This is a genomic window from Patulibacter minatonensis DSM 18081 (assembly GCF_000519325.1).
GTDB lineage: Bacteria > Actinomycetota > Thermoleophilia > Solirubrobacterales > Solirubrobacteraceae > Patulibacter > Patulibacter minatonensis.
Window position 1 is genome coordinate 2,064,880 of record NZ_KI912613.1, and the last position, 26,775, is coordinate 2,091,654.

At 75.7% G+C, this 26,775-nt stretch carries 20 protein-coding genes and 1 riboswitch; of the genes, 5 read left to right on the forward strand and 15 right to left on the reverse strand.

Translation table 11 applies throughout. From position 1 onward, the window contains the following. Positions 1–296: 296 nt before the first annotated feature. Complete coding sequence (clpB, locus tag PATMI_RS0109490; RefSeq protein ID WP_026910719.1) at positions 297–2,855, forward strand: ATP-dependent chaperone ClpB; 2,559 nt, start codon at positions 297–299, stop codon at positions 2,853–2,855. Between the two features lie 78 nt (positions 2,856–2,933). Next, the gene (locus PATMI_RS0109495; RefSeq protein ID WP_026910720.1) at positions 2,934–3,518 is read left to right on the forward strand and encodes a hypothetical protein; all 585 of its coding nucleotides are present in this window, start codon (positions 2,934–2,936) and stop codon (positions 3,516–3,518) included. Between the two features lie 42 nt (positions 3,519–3,560). On the opposite strand, the gene PATMI_RS0109500 is transcribed toward PATMI_RS0109495, so the two are convergent. After that, a complete protein-coding gene (locus PATMI_RS0109500) occupies positions 3,561–5,228 on the reverse strand; it encodes a flavin-containing monooxygenase (RefSeq protein WP_026910721.1) in 1,668 nt (555 codons plus the stop codon). A 407-nt stretch (positions 5,229–5,635) separates the two neighbouring features. Here PATMI_RS0109500 and bioA point away from each other — a divergent pair, with 407 nt between their 5' ends. Both bioA and PATMI_RS28805 read left to right on the forward strand, forming a co-directional pair. After that, complete coding sequence (gene bioA / locus PATMI_RS0109505; RefSeq protein ID WP_026910722.1) at positions 5,636–7,039, forward strand: adenosylmethionine--8-amino-7-oxononanoate transaminase; 1,404 nt, start codon at positions 5,636–5,638, stop codon at positions 7,037–7,039. Between the two features lie 188 nt (positions 7,040–7,227). Continuing rightward, positions 7,228–10,038, forward strand: a complete 2,811-nt coding sequence (locus tag PATMI_RS28805; RefSeq protein ID WP_036725597.1) for an NHL repeat-containing protein — start codon at positions 7,228–7,230, stop codon at positions 10,036–10,038. A 5-nt stretch (positions 10,039–10,043) separates the two neighbouring features. Here PATMI_RS28805 and PATMI_RS0109515 read toward each other — a convergent pair whose 3' ends face one another. The 3 genes from PATMI_RS0109515 to PATMI_RS0109525 all read right to left on the reverse strand — a co-directional run bounded on the left by PATMI_RS0109515 (position 10,044) and on the right by PATMI_RS0109525 (position 12,582). Then, complete coding sequence (locus PATMI_RS0109515) at positions 10,044–10,649, reverse strand: glutathione S-transferase family protein (RefSeq protein ID WP_026910723.1); 606 nt, start codon at positions 10,647–10,649, stop codon at positions 10,044–10,046. Between the two features lie 105 nt (positions 10,650–10,754). Further along, positions 10,755–11,849 carry a sensor histidine kinase gene (locus tag PATMI_RS0109520; RefSeq protein ID WP_281171305.1) on the reverse strand — a complete coding sequence of 365 codons (1,095 nt, stop codon included), beginning with the start codon at positions 11,847–11,849 and terminating at the stop codon, positions 10,755–10,757. Between the two features lie 34 nt (positions 11,850–11,883). Further along, positions 11,884–12,582 carry a response regulator transcription factor gene (locus PATMI_RS0109525; RefSeq protein WP_026910725.1) on the reverse strand — a complete coding sequence of 233 codons (699 nt, stop codon included), beginning with the start codon at positions 12,580–12,582 and terminating at the stop codon, positions 11,884–11,886. A gap of 87 nt (positions 12,583–12,669) precedes the next feature. Between PATMI_RS0109525 and PATMI_RS0109530 the strand changes: the two genes are divergently transcribed. Then, positions 12,670–13,305 (forward strand): M15 family metallopeptidase, encoded by a 636-nt coding sequence (locus PATMI_RS0109530; protein WP_026910726.1) that lies wholly within the window; start codon positions 12,670–12,672, stop codon positions 13,303–13,305. Between the two features lie 62 nt (positions 13,306–13,367). Here the strand turns inward: PATMI_RS0109530 and PATMI_RS34255 are convergent, their stop codons facing one another. From PATMI_RS34255 to mobA, 11 genes are all read right to left on the reverse strand, one after another. Beyond that, positions 13,368–14,519 (reverse strand): diguanylate cyclase domain-containing protein, encoded by a 1,152-nt coding sequence (locus tag PATMI_RS34255; protein ID WP_051471272.1) that lies wholly within the window; start codon positions 14,517–14,519, stop codon positions 13,368–13,370. 174 nt (positions 14,520–14,693) lie between these two features. Further along, a complete protein-coding gene (locus tag PATMI_RS0109540) occupies positions 14,694–15,137 on the reverse strand; it encodes a cupin domain-containing protein (protein ID WP_051471273.1) in 444 nt (147 codons plus the stop codon). 383 nt (positions 15,138–15,520) lie between these two features. Further along, positions 15,521–16,234 carry a dethiobiotin synthase gene (gene bioD / locus PATMI_RS28815; RefSeq protein ID WP_051471274.1) on the reverse strand — a complete coding sequence of 238 codons (714 nt, stop codon included), beginning with the start codon at positions 16,232–16,234 and terminating at the stop codon, positions 15,521–15,523. After that, a complete protein-coding gene (locus PATMI_RS0109555; RefSeq protein WP_084269823.1) occupies positions 16,231–17,454 on the reverse strand; it encodes an aminotransferase class I/II-fold pyridoxal phosphate-dependent enzyme in 1,224 nt (407 codons plus the stop codon). The genes bioD and PATMI_RS0109555 overlap by 4 nt, the downstream gene beginning before the upstream one ends. A 59-nt stretch (positions 17,455–17,513) precedes the next feature. Continuing rightward, entirely contained in the window at positions 17,514–18,713 is a 1,200-nt protein-coding gene (gene bioB, locus PATMI_RS0109560) for a biotin synthase BioB (RefSeq protein ID WP_026910729.1), read from the reverse strand. A 180-nt stretch (positions 18,714–18,893) separates the two neighbouring features. Then, entirely contained in the window at positions 18,894–20,384 is a 1,491-nt protein-coding gene (locus tag PATMI_RS28820; protein ID WP_051471275.1) for a DUF3089 domain-containing protein, read from the reverse strand. A gap of 70 nt (positions 20,385–20,454) precedes the next feature. Next, a complete protein-coding gene (locus PATMI_RS34260; protein ID WP_051471276.1) occupies positions 20,455–21,558 on the reverse strand; it encodes a hypothetical protein in 1,104 nt (367 codons plus the stop codon). After that, positions 21,555–21,761, reverse strand: coding sequence for a hypothetical protein (locus PATMI_RS28830; protein WP_036725600.1), 207 nt, complete (start codon positions 21,759–21,761; stop codon positions 21,555–21,557). The genes PATMI_RS34260 and PATMI_RS28830 overlap by 4 nt, the downstream gene beginning before the upstream one ends. Positions 21,762–21,891: 130 nt before the next feature. Beyond that, entirely contained in the window at positions 21,892–24,699 is a 2,808-nt protein-coding gene (locus PATMI_RS0109580; protein WP_026910730.1) for an ATP-binding protein, read from the reverse strand. A 123-nt stretch (positions 24,700–24,822) separates the two neighbouring features. Further along, entirely contained in the window at positions 24,823–25,698 is an 876-nt protein-coding gene (locus PATMI_RS34265) for a M23 family metallopeptidase (RefSeq protein ID WP_051471277.1), read from the reverse strand. Positions 25,699–25,702: 4 nt separating this feature from the next. Continuing rightward, positions 25,703–25,845, reverse strand: a riboswitch (cyclic di-AMP (ydaO/yuaA leader). Positions 25,846–26,116: 271 nt separating this feature from the next. After that, positions 26,117–26,692 (reverse strand): molybdenum cofactor guanylyltransferase, encoded by a 576-nt coding sequence (gene mobA, locus PATMI_RS34270; RefSeq protein WP_051471278.1) that lies wholly within the window; start codon positions 26,690–26,692, stop codon positions 26,117–26,119. Between the last annotated feature and the right edge of the window lie 83 nt (positions 26,693–26,775).

Genomic DNA, 26,775 nt, shown 5'->3' on the forward strand with positions numbered 1-26,775 from the left:
AGCCGCGACGGGTGGCGGCGGCGCTCGTCGTCGGGCGGCGGATCCCGGCCGGTGCCCGGGCCCGCCGTGCTCGCCGGCCCGGGGCGCGCCCGGGGCGTGCGTACGATCACAGGAGGCACGGAACGCCCGGAGGTGCCTTGACTTTCTACGAAGCGAAGCGCAAAATCTCAGTGACACAGACTGAGATCTAGGAGCGCGGAGCGCCCGGGAGGGCGACGACGCGGCCCGGACGTCCGTCCGCGGCGCTCCGGTCCGGGGCCGATCCCCCGCATCCTCCGTTCCCGAAAGGACACCCATTGCAGCCTGATCGCTTCACCATCAAGACGCAGGAAGCCGTCGCCGAGGCCGGCCGGGTGGCGGAGCGCGCGAAGAACCCGCAGATCGGTCCCGAGCACCTGCTGGTCGCCCTGCTGGACCAGGAGGGCGGCGTCGTCGGCTCCGTCCTGCGCAAGCTCGGCGTCCCCGTGGACGAGGTCCGGCGGCCGGTCGAGGCCGCGATCGACGGACTCCCGAAGGTCACGAGCGGCGGCCAGTCGGCCGGCGCGTCGAGCGAGCTGATCGCCGTCCTGCGGGCCGCCGACGAGCAGATGCGCACGCTCGGCGACGAGTACCTCTCGACCGAGCACGTCCTGCTCGCCCTCGCCGCGCACCAGTCGAAGGCCGGCGACGCGCTGCGCGGCGCCGGGGCCGGCGGCGAGGCCCTGCTGCAGGCCGTCACCGAGGTCCGCGGCGGTCACCAGGTCACCGACCAGAACCCCGAGGACAAGTTCGAGGCGCTCGAGAAGTACGGGCAGGACCTCACCGAGGCCGCCCGCGAGGGCAAGCTCGACCCGGTCATCGGCCGCGACGAGGAGATCCGCCGCGTCGTCCAGGTGCTCTCGCGCCGCCGGAAGAACAACCCGGTGCTGATCGGCGAGCCGGGGGTCGGCAAGACCGCGATCGCGGAGGGCCTCGCCCAGCGCATCGTGGACGGCGACGTCCCCGAGTCGCTGCGCGACCGCCGGGTCATCTCGCTCGACATGGGCTCGATGATCGCCGGCGCGAAGTACCGCGGCGAGTTCGAGGACCGCCTGAAGGCCGTGCTGAAGGAGGTCTCCGACGCGAAGGGCCAGATCGTGCTCTTCCTCGACGAGCTCCACACGATCGTGGGCGCCGGCGCGAGCGAGGGCGCGGTCGACGCCGCCAACCTGCTCAAGCCGATGCTGGCCCGCGGCGAGCTGCGCGCGGTCGGTGCGACCACGCTCGACGAGTACCGCAAGTACATCGAGAAGGACGCGGCGCTCGAGCGGCGGTTCCAGCCCGTGCTCGTGGACGAGCCGACGGTCGAGGACACGATCGCGATCCTCCGCGGGCTCAAGGAGAAGTACGAGAGCCACCACAACGTCGACATCCAGGACGCCGCGCTGATCGCGGCGGCCACGCTGTCGCACCGCCACATCGCCGACCGGCAGCTGCCGGACAAGGCGATCGACCTGATCGACGAGGCCGCGTCGCGGCTGAAGATCGAGATCGACTCCAAGCCGACCGAGATCGACGAGATCGACCGGCACGTCGTGCAGCTCGAGATCGAGCGCCTGTCGCTCGAGAAGGAGGACGACGAGGCGTCGCGGGCGCGACTGGAGGCCCTGGACCGCGAGCTCGCCGACGAGCGCGAGCGTTCCGCGGCGATGACCGCCGAGTGGCAGCGCGAGAAGGAGTCCGTCGACGCGGTCGGCCAGGCGCGGGAGCAGCTCGACGGGCTGCGGATGGAGGCCGAGCGCGCCCAGCGCGCGGGCGACCTGCAGCGCGCCGGCGAGCTGACCTACGGCGAGATCCCCGCGCTCGAGCGCCGCATCAAGGAGCTCGAGGCGCAGGAGGCCGAGGTGGAGGTCGAGGTCGGCGCGTTCCGGTTCCTCGAGAACAAGGTCACGGCCGAGCACATCGCCGAGGTCGTCGGCAACTGGACCGGCATCCCGGTCGCCCGCCTGATGGAGGGCGAGATCGAGAAGCTCGTCCACATGGAGGACCGGCTGCACGACCGCGTGATCGGGCAGGACGAGGCCATCGACGCCGTGTCGGCCGCCATCCGGCGCAGCCGCGCGGGTCTCGGCGATCCGGACCGCCCGATCGGCTCGTTCCTGTTCCTCGGACCGACCGGCGTCGGCAAGACGGAGCTCGCGCGCTCCCTGGCGGAGTTCATGTTCGACTCGGCCGACGCGATGATCCGCATCGACATGTCGGAGTACATGGAGAAGCACGCGGTGTCGCGCCTCGTCGGTGCGCCCCCGGGCTACGTGGGCTACGACGAGGGCGGGCAGCTGACCGAGGCCGTGCGCCGCAAGCCGTACTCGGTGGTGTTGCTGGACGAGGTCGAGAAGGCCCACCCGGACGTCTTCAACATCCTGCTCCAGCTGCTCGACGACGGCCGGCTGACCGACGGCCACGGCCGCACGGTCGACTTCACGAACACCGTGCTGATCCTGACGTCGAACATCCCGGGCGGGCGCGAGGGCGCGGAGCAGCACTTCCGCCCCGAGTTCATCAACCGGCTGGACGACATCATCGAGTTCCACGCGCTGGACCGGACGCATCTCGCGCCGATCGTCGAGCTGCAGGTGCAGCGGGTCGTCAAGCGGGCGGCCGAGCGCGGCGTGACCGTCGAGCTCTCGGAGGAGGCGGCCGAGCTGATCGGCAACCTGGGCTACGACCCGACGTACGGGGCGCGCCCGCTGAAGCGCACGATCCAGAAGCACCTGACGGACCGGCTGGCTCTCGCGATCCTGAAGGGCGAGATCAAGGACGGCGACACCGTCCAGGTCGGCGCCGACGAGGGCGAGATCGCGCTGCAGGTGGCGGGGCAGGTCGTCGCGGCCTGAGCACTCGTGCCCGCGGAGCAGGCGCCGCGGGTACGGTGCGGGCATGCCGCCGTACACCGATGTCCCGGTCGGCCCGGGGTGAGCGGGTCCGCGCAGCGCCGGGGGCTGCTCGGGCGTCGACGTCGAGACCGTCCGCCGCACGACGGGGCGGAGGCCTCGGGGGACGGGCGCGACCCGGCTCCGGCCGCGGGCGCGACGGGAGCACCGGCGGGCGGGACGCACGCCGGCGGGGAGGCGACGCGGGCCGGCGACGGCTCCGCGGGCGACCCGCCGTCGGGGTTCGCGGTCCTCGGCGGGATCGTCGCCGACCTGGAGGCCGCGGGGCACACGATCCGCGTGTCGGACGCCACCGGGGGCGTCGACGTCCCCGAGGAGCTCGCGGTCGACATCGCGTGGCTGCTCCGGGCCGGTGCGGACTCGATCCTGCGGCGGGCGACCGCCCCGGTGCGGGTGCACATCCGGGTGCGGGTCGAGGGCGGCGAGCTCTTCATGACGATGCAGAGCGTCAACGGCATCCCGAGCGCGCCGGCGGTCGTGCTGACCGAGTCGGACGTGATCCCGATCGCCACCCGCGCCGCCGCGGCGGGCGGACGGCTGAACGTCCGGCCGACGAACGATGGGAACGTCATCGCGATCGTGCGGCTGCCGCTGTCGTCCGACTAGCGGCCGCGATCGGACCGGCTCACGTGGCGCCCGGACCGCGGACTACGCCGGGACCTCCGTCGCGGCCGTGCCGTCGAGCACGAACTGGCCCTCGTCGAGGTCGAGCGCGAGCTCCGTGCGCCGCGCGTACTCGCCGAAGCCCCCGAGGAAGGAGAGGCACTCCACCGGCTTGCCGGGGATGTTCGCCCCCATGTACTGGCTGACGGCGGTCGGCAGCAGGGTCGCCTGGCCGATCGCCGCGACGATCGCCCCCCACTCCGCGACGGCCTCGGGCGTCGGCTCGACCGTGCGGGCGCCGCGCTCGTCGACCTGCTGGATCGTCCGCCCGATCCAGCGGCTCTGGTGCTGGACCAGCAGCGGCGGGCAGTAGAACGCCGCGGGAGACTGGGCGCCGTCGACGATGAACAGGTTGGGGAACCCGTGGGCCATCACGCCGAGGTGCGTCCTCGTGCCCTCGGCCCAGTGGTCCTGCAGCGAGCCGTCGCGGCCCTGGGTCGGGATCCGCAGCATCGGGCCGCTGCCCGCGTCGTACCCGGTCGCGCAGACGAGGACGTCGGCGGGGTGCTCGGTCCCGTCGGCCAGGCGGACGCCGTCGGCGGTGATCTCCGCGATCGCGTTCTCGCGGACGTCGACGAGGTCGACGTTCTCGCGGTTGAACGCGCGGTAGTAGCCGGTCTCGCCGCAGAGGCGCTTGGCCATGATGCAGTGGTCGGTGGGGATCAGGAGGTCGGCCACCGCGGGGTCGTCGACCTGCGCGCGGATCTTCCGCTCGAAGAACTCGCGGAGGGTGGCGTTGGCGTCCTCGTCGAAGAGCAGATCGGTGTAGCTCAGGTAGAAGCTCAGTCCGCCCGAGGCCCACCGGAACTCGTACTCGCGCTCGCGCTCCTCGGGGTCGGCGGCCAGCGCCGAGTTGGACGCCGGGTAGGCCGAGGGCGGGGGAGGGTCCGCGATCTCGTGGGCGATGAGCGTGAAGCCGCCGAACGCGACCTTCTCGAGCTCGCGGATCCGGCCGTAGTTCGCCTTCACCATCTCCTGGTAGCCGTCGGGCATCGGCCCGTTCTGCAGCGGCACGCACCAGTGCGGGGAGCGTTGGAACACGTCGAGGTGCGCGCAGGTCTCGGCGATGCGGGGCACGAGCTGGACGCCCGAGGCGCCGGTGCCGATGATCGCGACGCGCCTGCCGGCGACCTCGAGGCCGTCCTTCGGCCAGCGCCCGGAGTGCACGACCGGGCCGTCGAAGGCGCCTTCGCGCAGGCCCGGGATCGCCGGCAGGTACGCGGCGGAGAGGAAGCCGACCGCGCCGACGACGAAGCGCGCTGTGAGGGCGTCCCGGTCGGTGGTGACGCGCCAGCGGTCCCCGTCGAGGTCCAGCCGCTGCACGGTCGTCAGGAAGCGGATGTCGCGGCGCAGGTCGAAGCGGTCGGCGACATGGCGGAGGTAGGCGTGGACCTCGGGCTGGCCGGCGTAGCGCTCCGACCACACCCAGTCCTGCTGGAGGTCGTCGTCGAACGAGTACGAGTACTCGAGGCTCTCGACGTCGACGCGCGCCCCCGGATACGTGTTCCAGAACCAGGTGCCCCCGACGTCCTCCCCGGCCTCGAGGAGGGCGCACCGGAGGCCGAGGCCGCGGAGGTGCTGCAGTGCGTAGAGCCCGGCGAACCCGGCGCCGATGATCGCGACGTCGAGGTCCGTGTCGTATGGGGAGGTCATGGGTGCTCCTGCCGGCGGCGGGCCGGTGGCGGTGGCGAGCTCCGGCACGTCCGGTCCCCGGGCGACGCCCGGACCCGTGTACAGCGGCTCGATGGGCGCCTGCCTACCGGAGGCCCGAGGGGGAGTCAACTCCGGATCCGCTGATCCGGTGCTCCCCGCGGGGTGCGGCGGCGGCGGAGAACCGCGCGGGGGCCGGCCGCAGGGGTCGGAAACGCGCGCCGGGCGTGCGGGGACCGGGGCGATCGGGCGCCCACCGGGGCTGCGGGCACCGGGGCCGTCGGACGCCCGCCGGGCGCGCGGGGGACCGGGACGGTCGGGCACCCGACCGGGCTGCGGTCTCCGGGACCGCCGGAGACCTGCGCGGGGCCTGCGGGCATCGCGACCGCCCGGGTGACGAAGATGGTCCCGTGGCCCACGATCCGTCCTCCGACCTCACCGCCGCCCTGTCGTCCGAGCCGCTCGGCGCCGACGTCGTCGGCCGGCTGGACCGCGAGCACGTGTGGCACCCGTACAGCTCGCCGCTCGACGCGCCCGAGCTGCCGGTGGTCGCGGGCGCCGAGGGCGTGCGGCTGACCCTCGCCGACGGGCGCGAGGTCGTCGACGGGATGTCGTCGTGGTGGGCCGCGGTGCACGGCTACCGGGTGCCCGAGCTCGACCGTGCGGCGCTCGACCAGCTCGGCCGCAAGAGCCACGTGATGTTCGGCGGGCTGACGCACGAGCCCGCAGTGCGGCTGGCCGCGCGGCTGGTCTCGCTGACGCCCGAGCCGCTGCGCCGCGTGTTCCTCGCGGACTCCGGCTCGGTCGCGATGGAGGTGGCGATCAAGACCGTGCTGCAGCGCGAGCGCTCGGCCGGGCGGCCCGGGCGCCACCGCCTGATGACCTGGCGCGGCGGGTACCACGGCGACACGTTCGGGGCGATGGCCGTCTGCGACCCCGAGGGCGGGATGCACCACCTCTTCTCGGACGTCCTCCCGCAGCACGTGTTCTGCGACGCCCCGCCGGCGTGGGGGGCACCGTCGACGTCTTCCGGCGCGGGACCGGCGGGCGGCGGGTCCGACGGCGCGGTCGGTGCGTCGCCGGACGACGAGCCGCTCGACGAGGCCTACGTCGCCCACCTGCGCGGGACCGCGGCCGCGCACGCGCACGAGCTCGCCGGGATCGTCGTCGAGCCCGTCGTCCAGGGGGCGGGCGGGATGCGCTTCCACCACCCCGGCTACCTGCGGGTGCTGCGCGAGATCTGCGACGAGCACGACCTGCTGCTCGTCCTCGACGAGATCGCGACGGGCTTCGGGCGCTCCGGCACGATGTTCGCGTGCGAGCGGGCCGGCGTCGTGCCGGACGTCCTCGCGGTCGGCAAGGCGCTGACGGGCGGCTACCTGACGATGGCCGCGGTCCTCTGCACCGACCGGGTCGCCGAGGAGATCGGCCGCGGCGAGGCCGGCGTCCTCATGCACGGCCCGACCTTCATGGGCAACCCGCTCGCGGCGTCGATCGCGTGCGCGAGCCTCGACCTGCTGCTGTCGCGCGGCTGGCAGGACGACGTCACGCGGATCGAGGACGGCCTGCGCCGTGGCCTCGCGCCGGCCCGCGAGCTGCCGGGCGTCGCCGACGTCCGGGTCCTGGGCGCGATCGGCGTCGTCCAGCTCGACCACCCGGTCGACGTCGCCGCGGTCACCGCCGCGGCGCTGGACCGCGGCGTCTGGCTGCGCCCGTTCCGCGACCTCGTCTACGCGATGCCGCCCTACGCGTGCGACGCGGACGACGTCGCGGCGATCGCGGCGGCGGTGGTGGCCGGGGCGGCCGCGGGCTGACGGCGCGCCGGCCGCAGCGCGACGTCGTGCACCGCGGCGGTGGGCAGGACGCACGGAGATGACGGCATACACATCTGTTGCTCTCGGGCCTCAAGGTCGCGGTCGGACCGGCCGATGGGACGAGGGTGTGGACCGTGCGTGTTCCCGTCCCGACCCTCAGGTCACGCCCTCGCGGGAGGTGGCCGGCCGTGCTCCCGGCCATCGTCGGCCTGGCGCTCGTCGCCCCGTCCGGGGCGTCCGCCGACCTCCCACCGGCATCCTGGACCTTCGACGGGCGCATCACGTCCGCGGCGGTGACGCCGGACGCCACCTACGTCGCCGGGACGTTCACGAAGCAGCAGGCGCGCACCGGCGGTGGGCTGATCGTCCCGGTCGTCGGTGACGGGCGCCCGGAGCCCGCGTTCGACGCGACGGTGAACGGCCGCGTCCGCGACGCGGTGCCCGACGGGGCGGGCGGGTGGTACATCGCCGGGACGTTCGACCGCGTGGCCGGCGTCACGCGGCGGAACCTCGCCCACGTGCGCGCGGACCGCACCGTCGACCCGGCGTGGACACCGGACGCCGAGGAGTTCCGCGCGTCGCACATCGCGCGCCTCGGCGATCAGCTCTTCGTCACCGACGCGCGCGGGGTCGGTCTCGCACGGCTCGACGCACGGACGGGCGCCCGGCTCGACGCCGGCCGCCTCACCTCGGGGCAGGCCACCGACCTCGTCGCCGGCGACGGGCGGGTGTTCGCGACCGGCGAGATCGAGCGCACCGACGGGGTCCGGGGCGGCCTCGCCGAGATCGATCCCGCGACGGGGCGCATCACCTTCCCCGCCGCGCAGGCCGCGGGCGGAGAGGTCCGGGGCGGGATCGTCTCCGGCCACGTGCTCTACCTCTTCGGCCGGTTCACGAGCTTCGGCGGGCTCCCGCGCAACGGCCTCGCGGCGCTCGACCTGCGGACCGACACCGTCACGGACTGGGATCCGCAGCTCGGCACGAAGGGGTCCGTCACGGCGGTCGCCGCGAACGGGCGCGCCGTGTACGTCGGCGGCGACTTCGAGCGCGTCGGCGACGTCGACCGGGCCGGCGTCGCGGCGCTCGACCCCGGCACGGGGCGGGCGACCGCCTGGAACCCGCGGCTCCCGCCGCTCGACATCACGACCCTGGCGGCGACGGACGACCGCGTGTACTTCGCGGTCCGGAGCCTCTTCGGCGTGCCGGACGGCGGGGCCATCGACGCGCGCACGGCGGGAAGCACCGGCTGGAGCCCCCAGCCGAACGGGGTCATCGACGTCTTCTCCCCGGCGGGCTCCGAGGTCTACGTCGGTGGGGCGTTCACCGGCGCGGGGCCGCGCGTCGGGAGCATCGCGAACGTGGCCCGGGTGCTGCCGGACGGGACCCTCGACACCGACTGGGACCCGAAGGCGAACGGGCCGGTCGCGGCCGTCGCGGCGTCGGGGCCGACGGTCTACCTCAGCGGCTTCTTCTCGAAGCTCGGGGGCGTCGACCGCGAGCGGCTCGGCGCGGTCGACGCGTCCAGCGGCGCGGTGACCGGCTGGACCCCGCACATCTCCGACACGCCGCGGCACATCGCCGCGACCCCGACGGCGGTGGTGATCGCAGGGCCGTTCGACCTGGTCAACAGCGGGCGGTCGATCGGGATCGCCGCGCTGGATCCGGCGACGGGGGAGTCCAAGCCGTGGGACGTCGAGTTCAAGCGGGCCGGTGACGAGGTGCAGCAGCTCCAGGCCGTCGGCTCGACGGTCTGGGTCCGCGGGTTCCTCGGGCAGATGGGCCCCACGGGGTCGGACAACGAGGGCCTCGTCGCGCTCGACACGCAGACCGGCACGATCACGCCCTGGGGGCACGACCTCCACACCGGCACCGTCCTGGCCGTCGCGGCGACACCGACCACCGCGTACCTCGTCCGGCAGCACCAGGGGCTGTGGGCGATCGACCTCACCGCACGGACGATGGCGCGGTTCGGCCCGGACGTCACGGGCGCGGACGACGGCATCACCGGCCTCGCGGTCGACGGCTCGAGCCTCTACCTGAGCGGCGACTTCAGCGGTCTCGGCGGACAGCCGCGCCGGGGTCTCGGGGCGGTCGGGCTCCTCTCCGGCGCCACGACCCCCTGGGCACCCGCGCAGTCGGTCAGCACGAGCGAGCACCCCTTCCGGGACGGGCCCGACCTCTTCGGGGCCGGGGCGGGACGGATCGCCGTCGGTGGCGGCACCTACGCGATCGACGGCCGACCGACGGGGATCTTCGCCGACCTCCACGACCCCCTCGTGCCCGAGCCCCCGGCGGACCGGACGGCCCCGAGGGTCGCGATCACCTACCCGGCGCGCGACCAGCGCCTCGCGGCGACGGACGACCCGACCCCGCGCTACACGTGCACGGACGAGCCGGGAGGCTCCGGCGTCCGGACCTGCGACGCGGCCCGGTCCTGCGAGTCGCCCTCCTCGTGCACGACGACGGTGAGCACCGCCGACCGCGCCGGGAACGAGCGGATCGTCTCGCAGCCCTACGTCGTCGACGTCCCGGCCCCGGCGGGTCCGGCCCCGGAGCCGCCCTCGCCCTCGGTGTACCCCGACCTCTCCGGGTTCTTCCCGGCCCTGCGGCCGGGCGGGCCCGCACCCGTGCGCCCGGCACCCGCCGCAGCCGACCCGCGGCCCGCGATCGGCGCCGCACTCGATCGCACGCTCGGCAGCGCGGCGAAGGGCCTGGCCGGGCTGCGGCACGGGCGGGGGGCCGCGACGCTCGCCGTCACGTCGCCGCGGGCCGGTCGGCTGCGCGTGACCGTCGACGTGGTGCAGGGGCGGCGGAAGACGGCGGCCGCGAGGGCGTCCGTCGCCCTCGGGACCTCGCGGCGCGTCGTCCGGCTCACCGCGCGCCGCCCGGCGCGGAGCGCGCTGCGGAAGGGCCGGAGCGTCCGCCTCGCCGTGGGGCTGGAGCTGCGGACCCCGGACGGGTACGTCGTGCGCCGGACCCGGACGGTCGTCGTGCGCTGACGCCGTCAGCCGTCGGGCAACGGCACGAGCCCCGGGACCGCGGTCACGCGGTCCAGCCAGGCGCGCACCTCCGGGAGGCCGGCGAGGTCGAGGCCGGCCTCGTGCGCTACGTGCGTGTAGGCGTAGAGGGCGAGGTCGGCGATCGTGAGCGCGTCGCCCACCAGGAACGCCCGCCCGGCGAGGTGACGCTCCATGGTCACGAGCGCCTTCCGGCCCGCCGCGAGCCGCTCCTCGACCGCTGCCGGGTCCCGGGGCTCGTCGGAGATCGCGACCTGGAAGCGGGCGACCGCGATCGCCGGCTCGTGCTCGTACTGCTCGAAGCAGAGCCACTGCAGGACCTGCGCCCGCGCGTAGGCGTCGTCCGGCAGGTACGGCGTGCCCTCCGCGAAGTACCAGAGGATCGCGTGGGACTCGGCGAGCGGCCGGCCGTCCTCGAGCACGATCGTCGGCACGCGGAGCGCCGGGTTCAGGTCCCCGATGATCTGGTCGCGGCCGGAGCGGTCGACGACCGACAGCTCCCGCCGCTCGAACGGCAGGTCGAGGTACCGCAGCAGCTGGCGGACCTTCCAGCAGTTGCCCGACACGGGGTTGTCGTAGAGGAGGAGCGGCACGGCAGGGCTTCGGTCGGGCGAGGGTAGCGCCGGGCGCGGGACCCGTCCATCGGGTCGGTGCCGGCGGCTCGTGCGGCGACCCGCGCGCGGTGGGGGCCGCCGCGCTCAGTCCGGCACCGCCGCTCGCAGCCGCACGACGACCCGGAGCCCGCCGCCCTCGCGGGGCGTGAGGACGAGCGTGCCGTCGTGGGCCTCGATGATGCGCTGCGCGATCGCCAGGCCGAGGCCCGCGCCGGCGTGCTCGGTGCGCAGGCGGCCCTCACCGCGGAGGAACGGCTCGACGAGTCGCGACGCCTGCTGCGCGGTGATCGGCGCGCCGGTGTTCTCGACCGCGAGCTCGACCTCGTCGCCGCGGGCGTCGGCCGCGACCCACACGCGGCCGCCGTCGCCCGTGTTGTGGACGATCGCGTTGTGCACGAGGTTCGTGCCGAGCTGCTGCAGGAGGGCGGGCGAGCCGACCGTGCGGGTCACGTCGCCCGAGGTCTCCAGCACGACGCCGCGCTCCTCGGCGAGCGGCAGCAGCGTCTCGGCGGCCTGCTCCGCGACCAGCGACAGGTCGACGTCCTCGCGGGCGAACGTCCGCTGGTCGGCGCGGCTCAGGAGGAGCAGCGCCTCGGTCAGATCGATCGCCCGGGCGTTCACGTCGTGGAGGCGCTCGATCAGCTCGCGCGGGTCCCGGTCGGGGTCCTTCCGGGCGACGTCGAGCAGCGTCTGCGTGACCGCCAGCGGGGTCCGCAGCTCGTGCGACGCGTTCGCGGCGAACCGCTGCTGCTCGGCGACGTGCGCCTCGAGCCGCGCGAGCATCGTGTCGAACGCGTCGGCCAGCTCGCGGAACTCGTCGCCACGTCCCTCGAGCTCGATCCGATGCGACAGCGACCCGGCGGTGGCCTTGCGGGCCGCGCCCGTGATGCGGGTGAGCGGGGCGAGCATCCGGCCGGCCAGGACCCATCCGCCGACGAGGCCGAAGACCAGGAGGACGACGAGCATCAGGGCGACCTTCGGCGCGAAGGCGTCGAGGAGGTCGCGGCGCCCGGGTGAGAAGGCGACGGGCCCGTTCTGCTGGTCCCCGAACGTCGGCGCGCGGCCCGGCAGGTCCGGCACGTACCGCAGCAGGAAGACCCACACGACGGCGAGCAGCAGGGCGCCCGCGACCATGAGGAACCCGGCGTAGCTCAGGGTGAGCTTCAGCCGGGCGCTCATGCCGGGCGTCCGCCGCGCCGACCGGTCAAGGGGGTCACGCATCGGGCGCTCCCGCGCCGTCGCGACCGGCCTGCGGCGCCTCGATGCGGTACCCGACGCCCGTCACGGTGGCGATGAGCCACGGCTCGCCGAGGCGCTTGCGCAGCGCGGAGACCGTGATGCGGACCGCGTTCGTGAACGGGTCGGCGTTCTCGTCCCACGCGCGGCGGAGCAGCTCCTCGGCGCTGACGACCCCGCCCTCGGCCGCGACGAGCACCTCGAGGACGGCGAACTGCTTCCGGGTCAGCCCGACGTAGCGGCCGTCGCGGTGGACCTCACGGCGGAAGGGGTCCACGCGGAGGCCGGCGATCTCGCGCACCGGCGGGCGGTTGTGCGCCCGCCGCCGGTCGAGCGCGCGGAGGCGGAGGACGAGCTCCTGCAGCTCGAACGGCTTGGTGAGGTAGTCGTCGGCACCGAGGCCGAACCCCGAGGCCTTGTCGTCGAGCCGGTCCGCGGCGGTGAGCATGAGGATCGGCAGCCCGCTGCCGGAGGCCACGATCCGTCGGGCGACCTCGTCGCCCGTGGGCCCGGGGACGTCGCGGTCCAGGACCGCGATGTCGTAGCCGTGGACCCCCAGCAGCGCGAGCGCGGCGTCGCCGTCCCCGGCGACGTCGGCGGCGATCGCCTCCAGCCGCAGCCCGTCGCGGATGGCGTCCGCCAGGTACGGCTCGTCCTCGAGGATCAGCACCCGCATCGTCCGACCCTACGAGCCCCGGCGTATCGCGGGTGTATCGGGAATCGCATACGGCCGGGCAACGTCCCGCGGCGTTGACTGGCCGCCATGAGCTCGATCGCCCCGGCCCGGACGACCGTCCGCCGCACCCCGGTCCGCCGCGGCCGGGTCGCCGTCCTCCTCGCCGTGCTGGTCCTCGTCGTCGTCGGGCTCGGGGCGCTGTCATCCTCGTCGTCCGGCCCGCTCGCGGCGGTCCGGGAGCGGGCCGCGGCCGCGCTCGGTCGCGGGGAGCTCGGCGAGGCCGACGGCCGCATCCCCGCCGGCACGACCGTCTTCGCCGACGACGTCCCCGGCGTCGCCGACCTCGACCCGGCCCTCCTCGGCGCCCTGCGGCGGGCGGGGACGGTCGCCCGGCGGGACGGGGTCGCGCTCGTCGTCGACAGCGGCCGGCGGTCGCCCGCCTACCAGGAGCGCCTGCGCCGGGAGGCCGTGGCGCGCTACGGCTCGGCGGCGGAGGCGGCGCGCTGGGTCGCGACCGCCGACCGCTCCGCGCACGTCTCCGGCGACGCGGTCGACCTCGGGTGGGCCGGTGCCGCGTGGCTCTCCGAGCGCGGCGCGGCGTACGGGCTGTGCCGGATCTACGACAACGAGCCGTGGCACTACGAGCTGCGCCCGGACGCCGCCCGCGAGGGCTGCCCGGCGCGCTACGCCGACCCCACCCACGACCCGCGGCTGCAGCCGTGAGACGGATCCCGCCCGGGGACCAGCACCCTGGCGGCGGGGCCGGCCCCGCCGGGTCGGAGACCTCAGCGCAGGACGGCGGCGTGCTTGCGGGCGAGCATCGCCAGGTCGGCGCGCTCGAGCGCCGCGGGGGCCGACGGCGCGCCCAGGAGCGACGCGTGGCCGAGGGACACGCCGATGCGGTGGGCCTCGGCACCGAGCGCGCCGGCCATCGCCGCGCGCAGCCGGACGTCGAACGTCGTCGCGATCTCCGGAGCGCAGCGACTGAGGACGATCCCGAACTCGTCGCCGCCGAGCCGGGCGACGTGGTCGGTCCCGCGCGTGGCCGACCGCAGCGCGGCGCCGAAGTCCCGGAGCGCGCGGTCGCCGGCGGCGTGCCCGCGCCGGTCGTTGATGCGCTTGAAGCCGTCGAGGTCCGCGACGATGACGACCGAGTCGACGCCGTCGCGCACCGCGGACGCCCACTCGTCCTGCAGGCGTCGGTCGAAGGCCCGGCGGTTGGGCAGGCCCGTCAGCTCGTCGACGAAGGCGAGCAGCGTGAGGCTCTCCTCCGCGCGACGCATCCGCTCCAGCCCGACCCGCAGCGCCGCGGCCTCCTGCTGCAGCGCCGCGACGACGCGGCGTCGCTCGTCCTCGCCCGACGCCAGCGTGTAGTCCTCGGCCGGGATGACGGTGCCGTGCTGGCCGCAGATGTGGCGGAACCCGGCCTGCTGCGCCTCGCCGAACGCCCGCAGCGGGTAGGCGCACAGCAGCAGGAAGTCCCGAGCCGCGCCGAGGTCGTTCCAGAGGTCCTCGAGCGCGATCGTCGCCTCGACCTGGTGGCGCTCCCAGAGCAGCGCGACCATCTCGCCGTAGACGCGGACGCGTCGGCCGCCCGCGGCGGCGCGGTCCAGCACCGCGCCCATCGTCCGCCTGAACCGGCGCCGGTCGGGTGCGCGGCCGACCATGAACGCCCGGAGCGTCGCGTCGGCGTCGAGCACGATCAGCCGGTCCTCGGCGATGGCCGCGGCGACGTCGACCCCGGCGACGGAGAGGGCCTCGGTGAATCCGGCGCGGTGCTCGGCGGTCGCGACGAGCACGACCGCGTCTCCCGTGGACAGGGCGGGGGTGGCGAACTCGACGACCGTCCGGGTCAGGAAGGCATCGGTCTCGTAGAACTCGACCCGGTGGTCGTGCCCGTGGAACCCCTCCGCGTGTCGTGTGGCCAGTGCGTCCATCGCCCTCTCCCGAGGATCGTCCCGTCCACTTCGGAGTGGCAGGAGAACGGACGGATGATGCGGGTGGCGGTCCCCGTGCAACGCCTCCTGCGGGGCCGGCGCGTCGCGGGACGATGCGTCGCGCGGCAGGGTGCGGCGCGGAGCGGGCGGCCGTGGGCGCGGGGGCCGATCGGCTCAGCCGCGGCGCGCGGCGACCAGCCCGCGGACCTTCCGCAGGGCGCGCACCGGGAGCGCGTCGACGGTGACCCGGTGGATCGCGACCTTGCGGACGTACTCGGCGACGTCCCACGTCGTGGTCGTGTCCTTCTCGAACAGCGCGACGTCGCCGACCCCCAGGGTGCGGCTGCGGCCCTGCTCGTCGGTGACCACGACCGAGCCCTCGACGATGTGGACGATCTCGTCGCAGCCGAAGAACCACGTGAAGCGGCCCGCCGTGCAGTCCCAGACCGTGGTGCTCAGCCGGCCGTCGGCGGTGCCGGCCTGGGTCCGGGCGCGGGCGACGGGCGCGCCGTCGAGGATCGTCGCCGGGTCGATCGGGGCGGGGTCCATCACCGGCGGGTCGTCGGTGCCGGCCTGGAACGTCGTGATCACGTCCTGGTGTCCCGTCGTGGCGCTCATGTGGACAGCGTCGCACACGAGCGGGAGCGCGCCAAGTGGTGGGCGGCGAGGTCCCTGGGAACCACCACGTGGCACCACCGACCCGACACCCCGGCCGACGGCGCCATCTCGATGCTGCGTTCGCGTCGCAGAGCGATGAGAACGCAGAAGCGACCGCCGCCGAGAGCCTCGAGCCGCGGCGTTGCACCCCGACGGCGCCGGCACCGGCCGCGACGACCCCCCGCTCAGCGGCCCCGGTCCTGCCGCTGCCTGCGCCGCAGCCGCAGCCACCCGCGGAGGCCCACGTACTCGCCGACGGGCGCGGGATCGCCGGGGTTGTTCATCATCGTGAGCGCGGCCGCCGAGATGCTTTCTGCGCAGTCGGCGCGGTCGGCCGTCGGCGTTCAGCGGGCCACGGCCGACGCCACCCACGCCTGCACCGGCAACCCGTCGGTCGCCCGGGCCAGGGACGCCGGATCCATGGCGGTGCGGGGCAGGACGTCGACCGGCACGCCGGAGGACTCCGCGAGCGTCCGCCGGTTGTCGTCGGCGAGCGGGTCCCCGTCGTCCCACGGGGTCAGGACGACGCCCCGGACCTCCAGGCCCACGGCGCGCGCGGCCTCGAGCGTCAGCAGCACGTGGTTGATCGTCCCGAGGCCCGGACGCGCCGCGACGACGAGGGGCAGGCCGAGCTCCACCGCGAGCGCCCGCACGTCGGTGCCCCGCCGGTCGAACGGGACGAGCAGGCCGCCGATGCCCTCGACGACGATCGTCCGCAGAGCGCCGTCGGGGGCGGTGCCCGCGGCGCGGACGGCGGCGACGAGGTCGGGCAGCCGCAGCTGGTCGCCGGCGAGCTCCGCGGCCAGGTGGGGCGACACCGCGGGGCCGTAGCGGCGTGGCGCGATCTCCTCGGGGTCCTGACCGGTGCAGCGGGCGAGCAGCTCGTGGTCGCGGCCGTGTGGCGGCGCGGGGTCGTCGAGCCCCGTGACCGCCGACTTGTGCGCGACGACGTCGACGCCGTCGGCCCGCAGGCGCGCGCAGATCGCGGCGGCGAGGACCGACTTGCCGACGTCGGTGTCCGTCGCGGTGACGAGGACGCCGTGGAGCGCCGGGCTCACGCGGCCACCGCGTGACGGACGGCCGCGGCGACCTGCAGGCACGCGTCGCGCAGCTCGTCCTCGTCGTGGTCGGCCTGCACGGTCAGGCGCAGCCGGCACGTGCCGGCGGGGACCGTCGGGGGCCGGATGCCCTGGAGCAGGATCCCGGCGTCCAGGAGTTCGGCGGTGGCGGCCATCGTCGCCGCGGCCTCGCCGACGACGACCGGCACGATCGGTGATCCCGGGTCGACCGCGGACGGGTCGATGCCGGGGACGGAGAGGTCGACCCCCGCTCCCCGGAGCGTCTCGCGGGCCAGCGCGGCGCGGGACCGGAGCCGGTCGGTGCGCTCCGGCTCGGCGGCCAGCACGTCGAGCGCGGCGAGCGCGGCGCCGGCGGTGGCCGGCGCGGGGGCGGTCGAGAAGATCACGGTCCGCGCGCGGTTGACGAGCCACGCGATCACGTCGGGGTGCGCGGCGACGTACGCCCCGGAGGAGCCGAGGGCCTTGCCGAGCGTGCCGACGACCGCGTCGACCTCGCCCTCCAGGCCGGCGGCGGCGACCGACCCGGCGCCGCGCGGGCCGAGGCAGCCGGTGGCGTGGGCCTCGTCGACGACCAGCCGCGCCCCGTGGCGGCGGCAGACGTCGACGAGCTCGGCGAGCGGGGCGACGTCGCCGTCCATCGAGAACACGCCGTCGGTGACGACGAGCGCCGGCCGGCCGGGGCGGGCGCGCAGCTCGCGGTCGACGTGCTCGGCGTCGCCGTGGCGGTAGATCACGCGCTCGGCGCCGGACAGCCGCACGCCGTCGACGATCGAGGCGTGGTTCAGGGCGTCGGAGAGGACGACGCCGCCCTTCTCCGCGAGCGCCGTGATCACGCCGAGGTTCCCGAGGAAGCCGGCGCCGAACAGCAGCGCCGCGCCGGTGCCCTTGAGGGTCGCGAGGCGGTCCTCGAGCTCGCGGTGGATCGTCAGCGTGCCGGCGACGAGCCGCGAGGACCCGGAGCCCCCGCCATGCGCGAGCGCGGCCGCGGCCGCGCCCTCGCGCACGGCCGGGTGGCCCGCCAGGGCGAGGTAGTCGTTGCCGCAGAGGTGCAGCAGGTCGCGCCCGTCCACCCGGATTCGCGGGCCGACCGGGCCCTCGACGGTCCGCAGCGAGCGGAGCAGCCCCTCGTCCCGCAGGGCGTCGAGCCGCGCGCGCAGCAGCGGGTCGCCGTCGGCCGGACGGTGGGCGGGGACGGGCATCCCGTCGATGCTCCCACCCGCCGCCGCGCGGCTGCGCGGCGGTCGGGGGTCTGCGGGGCTCAGACCGCGAGGCCCGGGGCGGACGGGGTCGGCTCGACCTCGTGCTCCGGCCAGCGGTTCTGGGCGCCGTCGGGACGCGGCGGGATCGTCTTCTTCTTCGTGTACCGCAGCTGCGTCGAGGGATCCCACTTGCGGATCGTGATGCCCGCGGCCTCGGCGTCCTCGGTCGTGTCGAGGTACGACTCGATGACGTTCGGCGTCTCGCCGTCGAGGAACCCGGAGCGGTTGTCCGGGCGCGGGTTCTTCCCGTTGTCGTCCTGCCGGGCGATGTTCAGCCCGAGCTCGCCGAACATCTTGCGGTCCTTCGGTGGGTCGGTGTTCAGCGTCGTGAGGAAGTTGCCCATCATCACGCCGTTGAGCCCGGCCTTGACCGCCAGGTGCTGCCACTCCTTGAGGTTCTCGGAGCGGCCGCCGCAGAGCCGCAGCAGCGCCTTGGGCAGGATCAGGCGGAAGATCGCGACCCACTTGATCGCCTCCCACGGATCCATGTGCTCGCGGTCGCCGAACTTCGTGCCCGGACGCGGGTTCAGGAGGTTGATCGGCACCGACGTGGGATCGATCTCGGCGAGCTCGAACGCCATCTCGACGCGCTGCTCCTCGGACTCGCCGAGGTTCAGGATCCCGCCGACGCAGGTCTCGAGGCCGGCCTCGCGGACCGCCTCGACGGTGCGCACGCGGCTCTCGTACCGGACGAGCGTGGAGACCTCGGGGTAGTACGAGCGGGCGGTCTCGACGTTGTGGTGGACGCGGTTGATGCCCGCGTCCTTCAGCTGCTTCGCGCGCTTGGCGTTGATGTGGCCGACCGACGCGCAGCGCTTGAGGTTCGTGTGCTCCGTGACGAGCCGGGCGCCCTCGAGCAGCTTCTCGAAGTCCCGGGGCGACAGGCCCTGGCCCTGCGTGACCATGCAGAAGCGGTGCGCGCCGCCGGCCTCGGCCGCCTTCGCGTGCTCGAGCATCTGCTCGGGCTCCATCATCGCGTGCATCGGCGTCTCGGCCTCCGCGTACGTCGACTGGGCGCAGAAGCCGCAGTCCTCGGCGCAGCCGCCCGACTTCGCGTTGACGAGGGAACACATGTCCGTCGAATCACCGAAATGGTCCTGGCGGGCCTCCCAGGCCCGATCGACCAGCGCCAGGATGTCCTTCTGGTCGCGAAGACGCCCGAGCTCCAGGGCCTCTTCGCGGGTGATGAGCGACGTCATTCCCGGGACCCTAGCTCCCCAGGGGACGAGACCGCGTGCCACCAGACGAGGATCTCCTCCCATCGTCGGGGTGGGGCGGGCCGCCGTACGCGGTCGTCGTGGCGCGGCGGCGCGCACCGGACGCCGTCGCGGACGGCCCGGCGGCTGCGTCGCGGCCCCCGGGTCCGCCGCGTGGTCCCGTCACCGCGGGCAGGTGCGGACGGTCGCCGCCACCCGGCGCGTCCGACCGTCCGCGAGCGTCACGAGCGCATCGATCCGGTGCGTCCGGCCGGCGCGCAGGCGGCTCGCCGCGATCCGGGCGGTGAAGGGCGACCGGCGCCGGCGGTCGACGACGCGGCGGTCGACGCGGACGTCGGCCCGCGCGACGAGCCGCCGGTCCGCGCCGGCGATCCGGACCACGACCGGTCCGGCCGCGCACCGGCGCCCGCGAGCGTCGCGGCCGGTGCGGGAGCCCGTCCGGAGCGCGACGCGGGGACGCCCCGCAGGGCGTCCCGCCGCGGGCGGCCGCAGGTAGGCCGCCGTCTGCCGCGCGACGAGCCGCTGGAGGTCGCCGAGCGCGATGTTCGCGTCGACGAGGTGGAGGCCCCAGCCGGGGTCCGGGAACGCGAGCAGGTCGCGGCTGCCGGTCGCCGTGTCGATCTTCAGGACGCGCGCGCCGTTCGCGGTCGCGCACCGGCCCGCGTAGCGGTCGGCCGTGCGCACCCACGGCGTGCCGGGCTGCGGCGGCAGGCCGCCGAACGTCGCGATCGCCCCGGCACCGATGAGGCCGGCGGGGAACGGCGCGGTCGGGATCAGCGTCTCGAAGGTCGACCGGCGGTTCTCCGCGAGCGACGCCGGATTCGTGCACGCGACCTCGACGTCCGACCGCGGCGGCAGGCCCGTCAGACGGTCGGTGGTGGTCGGCGGGCGACCGAACCGGGTGTCGGTCGGCGGGTCCTCGTCGAAGGTCGAGTACGCGATCACGCAGCCGGTCTGGTCGTCCCGCCGGCAGAGCGGCGTGTTCGCGAAGTCGCCGCCGCGGTCCTGTCCCCGCTTCACGAGGACGTTGCCGCCGAGCAGCACCGCGGAGACGAGCCTCGCGCGCATCGCCGGGTCCCCGTCGATCTGCTCGCGGATCAGGCGGCGCAGGATGCCGGTGCCCTGCGAGTGGCCGATCAGGACGACGCCGCGGCCGTGGTTGTCGTCGCGCAGGTAGGCCTTCCAGGCGGCGAGCACGTCGCCGTACGCGAGCTCCCGGGTGGCGTCGGTGAACCCGCCGAGGAAGATCCCGGGGACGGTGCCCTGACGGTAGAGCGGCGCGAAGACGCGGCACTGCTCCGAGAACCGCTGCGCCTGGAAGCGCGCGATGCCCTGGACTTCCGGGTCGGCCTCGCCGGAGGCCGACGGCCCGAGCTGGTTGGAGACCGTCGGGTAGACGTAGAAGCAGTCGACCGGGGCGCCGTCGTCGGGCTTCCCGGGGACGACGGTCGTGCTGCCGTCGGGGGCGACCACGGTCGTGTCGAGCGGCTCCCGGCAGGGGTCCGGGGCCTGTCCGGGGCGGCAGAGCCAGCCGGGGGACGCGGCGTCCGACGGTGCCGGGACCGTCAGCAGGGCGCAGAGGACCGCGAGCAGCAGCCCTCCGAGGAGGGCCGTGGCGCGGAGCGCTGGTCGGGTCCGGGTCGAGCGGGGCACGACCGCACGCTACTGGCGGGTAGGTCCCGGGTGGGGAACGTCGGCCGAACCCGGGCACCGGCCCGGCCGCTCAGGCCTCGGCGAGGCCGCGGAGCTCCGCCGTCCGGCGCTCCTCCGGCAGCAGCGCGAGCAGCCCCTCGAGCCGGGCGCGGTCCCCGATCGTCGCGCCGGCCCGCAGCAGCGTGTCGTCGCCGAAGGCCGGGACGAGGGTCCGCAGGACGTCGTCGTCCAGCGCCACCATCAGCCGGCCGAGGAGCTCCCACTGCTCGCGGCGCTCGAGCTCGGCGCCGGCCTCGGCCAGGGTCGCATGCGGGATCCCGTCGAGCAGCGGCCCGACGGCCTGCAGGTCGACGCGCGCGGCCACGTCGGCGAGGAACACGGGCGTCAGGCGCTCGACGATCGGAGCCGCGGCGGACCGCAGCTCGTCGTCGCCGCCCAGGAGCGCGGCGAGCGCCTCGATGCGCGCCCCGGACATCCGCTGGACCGCGTCGGTGACGCGCCGGAGCTGGTCGTCGCCGAGGTGGACGTTCAGGGAGACGATGTCGCCCCAGAGCCCGTGCTCGTCGGCGGCCTGCAGCAGCCCGTCGAGCCGGGCCTCCGACAGCATCCCGACGACGGCGTCGATCCGTGAGGCGTCCTCGATCACGACGCCGGAGCGCAGCAGGGCCTCGCCGTCGAAGCCGTCGAGCAGGTCGGCCACCACGTCGTCGGGCACGTAGCCCACGAACGCGCCGAGGACCACCCACTCCTCGCGCCGGCGCAGGTGCGCGCCGGCGTCGGCCATCGTCCTGCGGTCGATGCCGGCCAGCAGCGGCTGGACCTTGCGGATGTCGACGTGGCAGGCGACGTCGGCGAGGAAGTCCGGCGGCAGCCGCTTCGCGAGGTCCGCGGCCTTCTGTGGCGTCAGCAGCGCGGCGGCGCGCCCGCCGAGCACCGGGCCCATGACGTGCTGCGAGAGCTTCGCGGCGATCGGCCCGGGGACGAGGTCGCCGAGCTGGACGGCGCGCGAGAACTGCTCGCGGCTGCGGTCCAGGAGCCGGTCGGCGACGGCGTGCCGGAGCTCGCGGAGCTCCGCGGTGCCCGCGCCGTCGAGCACGTCGAGCTCGGACGGGTCGACCCCCAGGACGCGCGCGAGCCGCAGGACCTCGCCGCGGCGCTCCAGCGGCGTGCTCATCCGACGAGCACCTTCCGGGCGACGCCGCGGAGGGGGCGCGGGATCGACCGCAGGCCGTCCTGCAGCGCGGCCTCGACCTCGGCGTCCTGCCGGCGCTCGGCGGCGACGACGAGCTCGAGCACGCGGTCTGCGACCTCGGGGCCGAGGGCGGTGATCCCGGCGGGTGGGCGGAACGGCGACGCGGCGGCAGGGGGCGGGGTCATCGCGGAGGCGCTCCGGGACCGGGGAGAAGACGACGCGCCGGGCCGGGAGCCGGTCCGGCGCGGGCCCCAGGCTACATCCCCGCAACATCGCTGCGGGAGGAGTTCGGCCGTTCGGCGGACGGCCCCGTGGTCACTCCGCGGACAGCGCGTCCGCGAGCTGCGTGCGGGAGCCGATCCCGAGCTTCGCGTAGACCCGGCCGAGGTGGACCTCGACGGTCTTGCGGGTGACGAACAGCGTCTCGGCGACCTCGCGGTTCGTGAGGCCCTCGGCGGCGAGCTCGCCCGTCCGGCGCTCGGCCGGGGTCAGCGACGCGAGCCCGCTGAGCGCCGTCCGACGCGGCCGGGCCCCGGCGGCCAGCAACTCGTCCTCGGCCCGTCCGGCGATCAGCGCGGCGCCGCACCGGGTCGCGACGTCGAGGGCCTCCCGCAGCGGCTCGCGGGCGCGGCTCGGGGACCGCGCCAGGCGCAGCTCCCGGCCGTGGTCGAAGAGCGCTCCGGCGAGGATCGTCGGCGACGGGCCACGGCGCGCGGCGGCCACGGCCTCCTCGGTCGTCGCCGCGCGGTCGGCCGCGGGCTCCGCGGCGGCGCGCGCGAGCAGGGCCTCGGCCTCGTGCGACGGCACCTCGCGCCGGCGGGCCAGCGCTGCCTCCGCGGCGGCGCGTGCCAGCGCCTCGTCCTGCTCGCCCGCGCGGGCGAGCGCGAGCGCCAGCGACGCACCGTCGTGCAGGCGCGGCCACAGCGCCCAGCCCTCCTCGACGCGCAGCTCGTCGACGCGGCGGAGGTCGAGGACGGCGTCGGCCGGGCGGCGCTGGGCGAGTCGCAGCCGTCCCCGGGTGCCCGAGAGCCACGCCACGTTCGTCCGGCCCTCCCAGGCGTCCTCCGGCAGGCCGGCGATCAGGGCGTCGGCCTCGTCGAGCCGGCCCTGCAGCACGAGCGCCTCGGCGATCTCGGCCGTCATCTGCGCCCGGGGCTGGGCGAAGCCGCCGCGGACGGCCGCGTCGAGGGTGTCGCGGGCCAGGGCCTCGGCGCGCAGGACGGACCCCGAGCGCAGGAGCAGCGGCACCTCCATGTGCGCCAGCAGGCTCATCGCGTACGGGGACCCCGCGCGACGCGCCGTCGCCCGGGCCTCCGCGAGCTGGTCGGTCGCCAGGTCCGTGAGGTCGCAGAACACCGCGGCGAAGACGCCCCACAGCACCTGCGTCTCGATCGTCGCCAGCCGGCCGAGCGCGCCCCGCAGACCTTCTACGAGGCCCCGGACCTCGCTCGCGGGAGCGCCACGGGCGGCGCGCTCGAACGCGTCGACCTGCCGCAACGCCAGGCCCGGGTCCGGTTCGGCGGTCCACCGCGCCAGCAGCTCGCGCCGCTGGTCGCTCAGCCGCCCGGTCAGGCTCATCGCGCCGAGCAGCCGTCCGCGGAGGCGCTGCACCGTCACGGGGTCGCCGTCCGGGCCGAGTCGATCGAGCGCCGACTGCAGGTCGTCCGCGGCGGCGTCGATCGCGGCGGCGTCGAGGCGGACGCGGAGGGACGAGCGGGCCTCCAGCGCGGCGACGGCGACCGCGTCGTCGGCCGCGACGGTCGCGCGGGTCAGGGTGGCCTCGGCGTCGGGGGCGTGCGTGCGGATCTGGGCGATCCCGAGGTCGAGCAGCAGGGCGGCGCGCTCCGGGCCTTCGGCCGGCTCCTCGGCGGCCCGCACCAGCCGGCGGACCGCGGCGTCGGGGTCGCCGTCGGTCGCCGCACGGCGGGCGCTGGCCCGGAGCGCGTCGGCCGCCCACGGCTCGCCGACGGCCGGGCAGCCGAGCAGGTGCAGCGCCACGTCCTCGTCGTCGGCGTCGTCGCGGGAGCGCAGCGCGACGGCGCACTGCAGGTGGAGCTCCGCGAGCTGGCCCGCGGGCAGGCCCCGCAGGAGCGCGGTACGCACGAGCGGGTGGACGAAGCGCGGTGGGTCGTCCTCGACGAGCTCCACCCGGGCGAGCACGTCGAGGGCGCGCAGCACGGTCGCCGCGGACCGTCCGGTGATCGACGCGAGGGCGCCGACGGGGCGCCGCTCGCCCAGCACCGCGAGGGCCCGGGCGACCTCGCGCTCGTCGGCGTCGAGGCGCTGCACGCGCCGCTGGACCGACCGGATGACCGACGGCGGGACGGCGCGCAGCACCCCCGCCTCGTCGAGGGGTGTCGTCCCGAGCTCGCGCAGCAGCTCGTGGAGCAGCAGGGGGTTGCCGGCGGTCGTCCGGTGCGCGGCGCGGAGCGCGCCGGCGTCGGCCGCGAGGCCGCGTCCCGCGACGACGGCCGCGACCCCGTCCGCGGAGAGCTCGGCGGGACGGAGCGTCTCGACCTCCGGGGCGTCCGCGATCGCGTCGAGGAGCTCGCGGTCCGAGCCGGGCTCGGCCGGACGGGTGCCCACGAGCAGGAACAGCGGGAGGTCGGCGGTGCGTCGCGCGAGGAACGACACGAACCGCAGCGACGCGGGGTCCGCCCAGTGCAGGTCGTCGACGACGAGGACCAGCGGACGGTCCTCGGTCAGCGTCGCGACGAGCCAATAAAGGCCGTGGAGGATCGCGAACGGCGCGTCGTCGGCACCCTGCGCGACGGGCGTCCCGATCCCGAACAGCGGGGCGGCGGCACCGGACGCGCCGGCGAGCAGCCGCGCGCGCTCGTCGTCGTCCGCGGCGTGGAGGACCGGTTCGAGCAGCTGCCGGACGACCCCGAACGGGAAGTCGCGCTCGAGCTCGCCGCCGACGGCGGTCAGGCAGCGGACGGAGTCGTCGACGCCGTCGCGGACGGCGCGCAGGAGCGCGGACTTGCCGCGCCCCGCCGGACCCTCGACGCGGACGACCGCGCCCAGGCCGGCGGCGGCACCGGCCACCCGCTCGCGGAGGAGCGCGAGCTCGTGCGTCCGCTCGGCGAGCGGACCGGCCGTGCGGTCTCCTGATGGGCCCACGGCCGGGAGGCTAGCGCCGCGACGGAGGGCGGTTCAGCGGCCCGGAACGCCTCGGCCGGTGCGCGACGGCCGAGATCGCCGTCGTGGTGCTCGTCGGTCCGGATCCGACGCCGGTGCGCGGGATCAGCGGGCGCTGCTGGGGACGCCGCCCCAGGAGACGAGGTCGTCGTGCGCGTCGCGCGGGGCGCCGCCGGTGTACCAGCCCGGGGCCGTCCAGAGCTCGAAGTGGAGGTGGCAGCCGTCGGCGTTGCCGGTGTCGCCGACGAGGCCGATCGACTGTCCGGCCGTGACGGTCGTGCCGACCTTCAGCGTCGAGGGGACCTTCAGGTGCGCGTACATCTGGTCCTCGCCCGACGGGGTGTCGGTGATCACGAGGTAGTTGCCGGCGGCCGACTGGAACTTGTTCTCCTTGACCTTGCCGGCCGAGGCGGCGACGAGCGGGGTGCCGCACGCGGACATCAGGTCGACGCCCTCGTGCGCGCCGCCGCGATCGCCGAAGCCGGTGCCGGCGCCACCCCAGTGCCAGGGGCCCTGGATCGGGAAGACGTAGCCGGCGACGGTGCTGGCCTTCGGTGCGGCGGTGGCCGCCTTCGCGGCGAGCTGCTGCTCGATCCGCGCGGCGAACGCGAGCTTCATGGCCTTCAGCGTCTGCAGGTTCGGCCGGCCGGTCGGCTGCAGGCGCTTCTTCGACTGGTACCGCTTGATCGCCGTCCGGGTCCTCGCCCCGAGCGCGCCGTCGGGCTTGACGTGCGCCTTGCGCTGGACGCTCTTGGTCTGCGCCCGCGTCAGCTTCACGGTCTTCGTCTCCGACACCGCTGCCGTCGTCGGGGCGGACTGCTCGACGGGCGCAACGGGTGTGGCGGGCGTCGCCGTCGCGACCGGGGTGCCGCCGCCGGCAGCCGTCGCGCCGGATGGGTCGTCGGCCTGCGCCGCGGGGGCGGCGACGGCCATGGACAGCAGGCCGATCAGGGCGGCGCGGCGCGCCGTGGATGAACGCATGGGAACTGACTCTCTCGTCGGCCTACGGGGTTAGCTGACGGGCTGACGCAGAAAGAGTCGCGCCTCCACGAGGACGTGGATGAGCCCCAACAACGTGGGTCCCCCGCTCCCCGGAGAAGATCCCCGGGGACTCGGCGATCGAAAAGCTAGCACCCCGTCCGGCAGGGATGGGGGCGTCGGCGACGAATCACCCCGGTCGGCCCACGCGGGCGTCCGTCGCGGGATGTCGGCCGGTTCCGGGCCGGCCTGCAACGGATCCTGCGCCGGGGCAGGGGATCCGCCGTCCGGCGGAGCGGCCGGCACCGAGCCGACCGGACGGCGACTGGCCGGGAATCCGACATCGGTCGAGTCGGGGTGGCCGGTCGGGTGGCCACCCCGGAGGGGACGCGGCCGGCGAGGGCACGCCGGCGGGGCAACGTCAGAGGTCCTCGGGGCGGTTGACGTTCCGGACGAGCCGGGCGGGGTCGCCCCATCGCCGGAGGACGTCGTCGCCGACCGTCGCCGCGCCGAGGGACCGGACCGTCGTCATCACCGGTGCATTCGTGGAGGCGGCGTCCTCCAGCGCGTCCGCGTGCTCGGGCGAGAACCGGCCGAGCAGCGGGTGGAGCCGGCCCGCACCCTCGACGACGACGAGTGGCTCGGGACGGTCGGCCAGCAGCGCCAGGAGCCCGGCCGGGACCCAGGGGAGGTCGACGGGGAGGACCACGAGCGGACGGCCCTCGCGCCGGAGCGCCGCGGCGATCCCGGTCAGCGGGTGGGTGGGGACGTCGGGCTCGTCCCACCGCGCCAGGCCCTCGGGGGCCGGGAGCACCGAACCCGCCTTGGCCACGACCGCGGCGGCGAGCCCGGCCGCGCGGATCGCGGCGACGACGTGCACGAGGAGCGGCCGCCCGTCGAGGAGCACCCCGGCCTTCGGCACGCCCATCCGTCGCGAGCGCCCCCCGGCGAGGACGACCCCGCGGGTCGCGGGGCCGTATGCGTGGTTCGCGGGCACGGGGGGAGTGTGGCGTGGCCGGGGCGGCGGGGCGGATGGGGTGCCCGAGCGCCCGCGGCCGGCGGCCGGGCGCCGATGGTCCT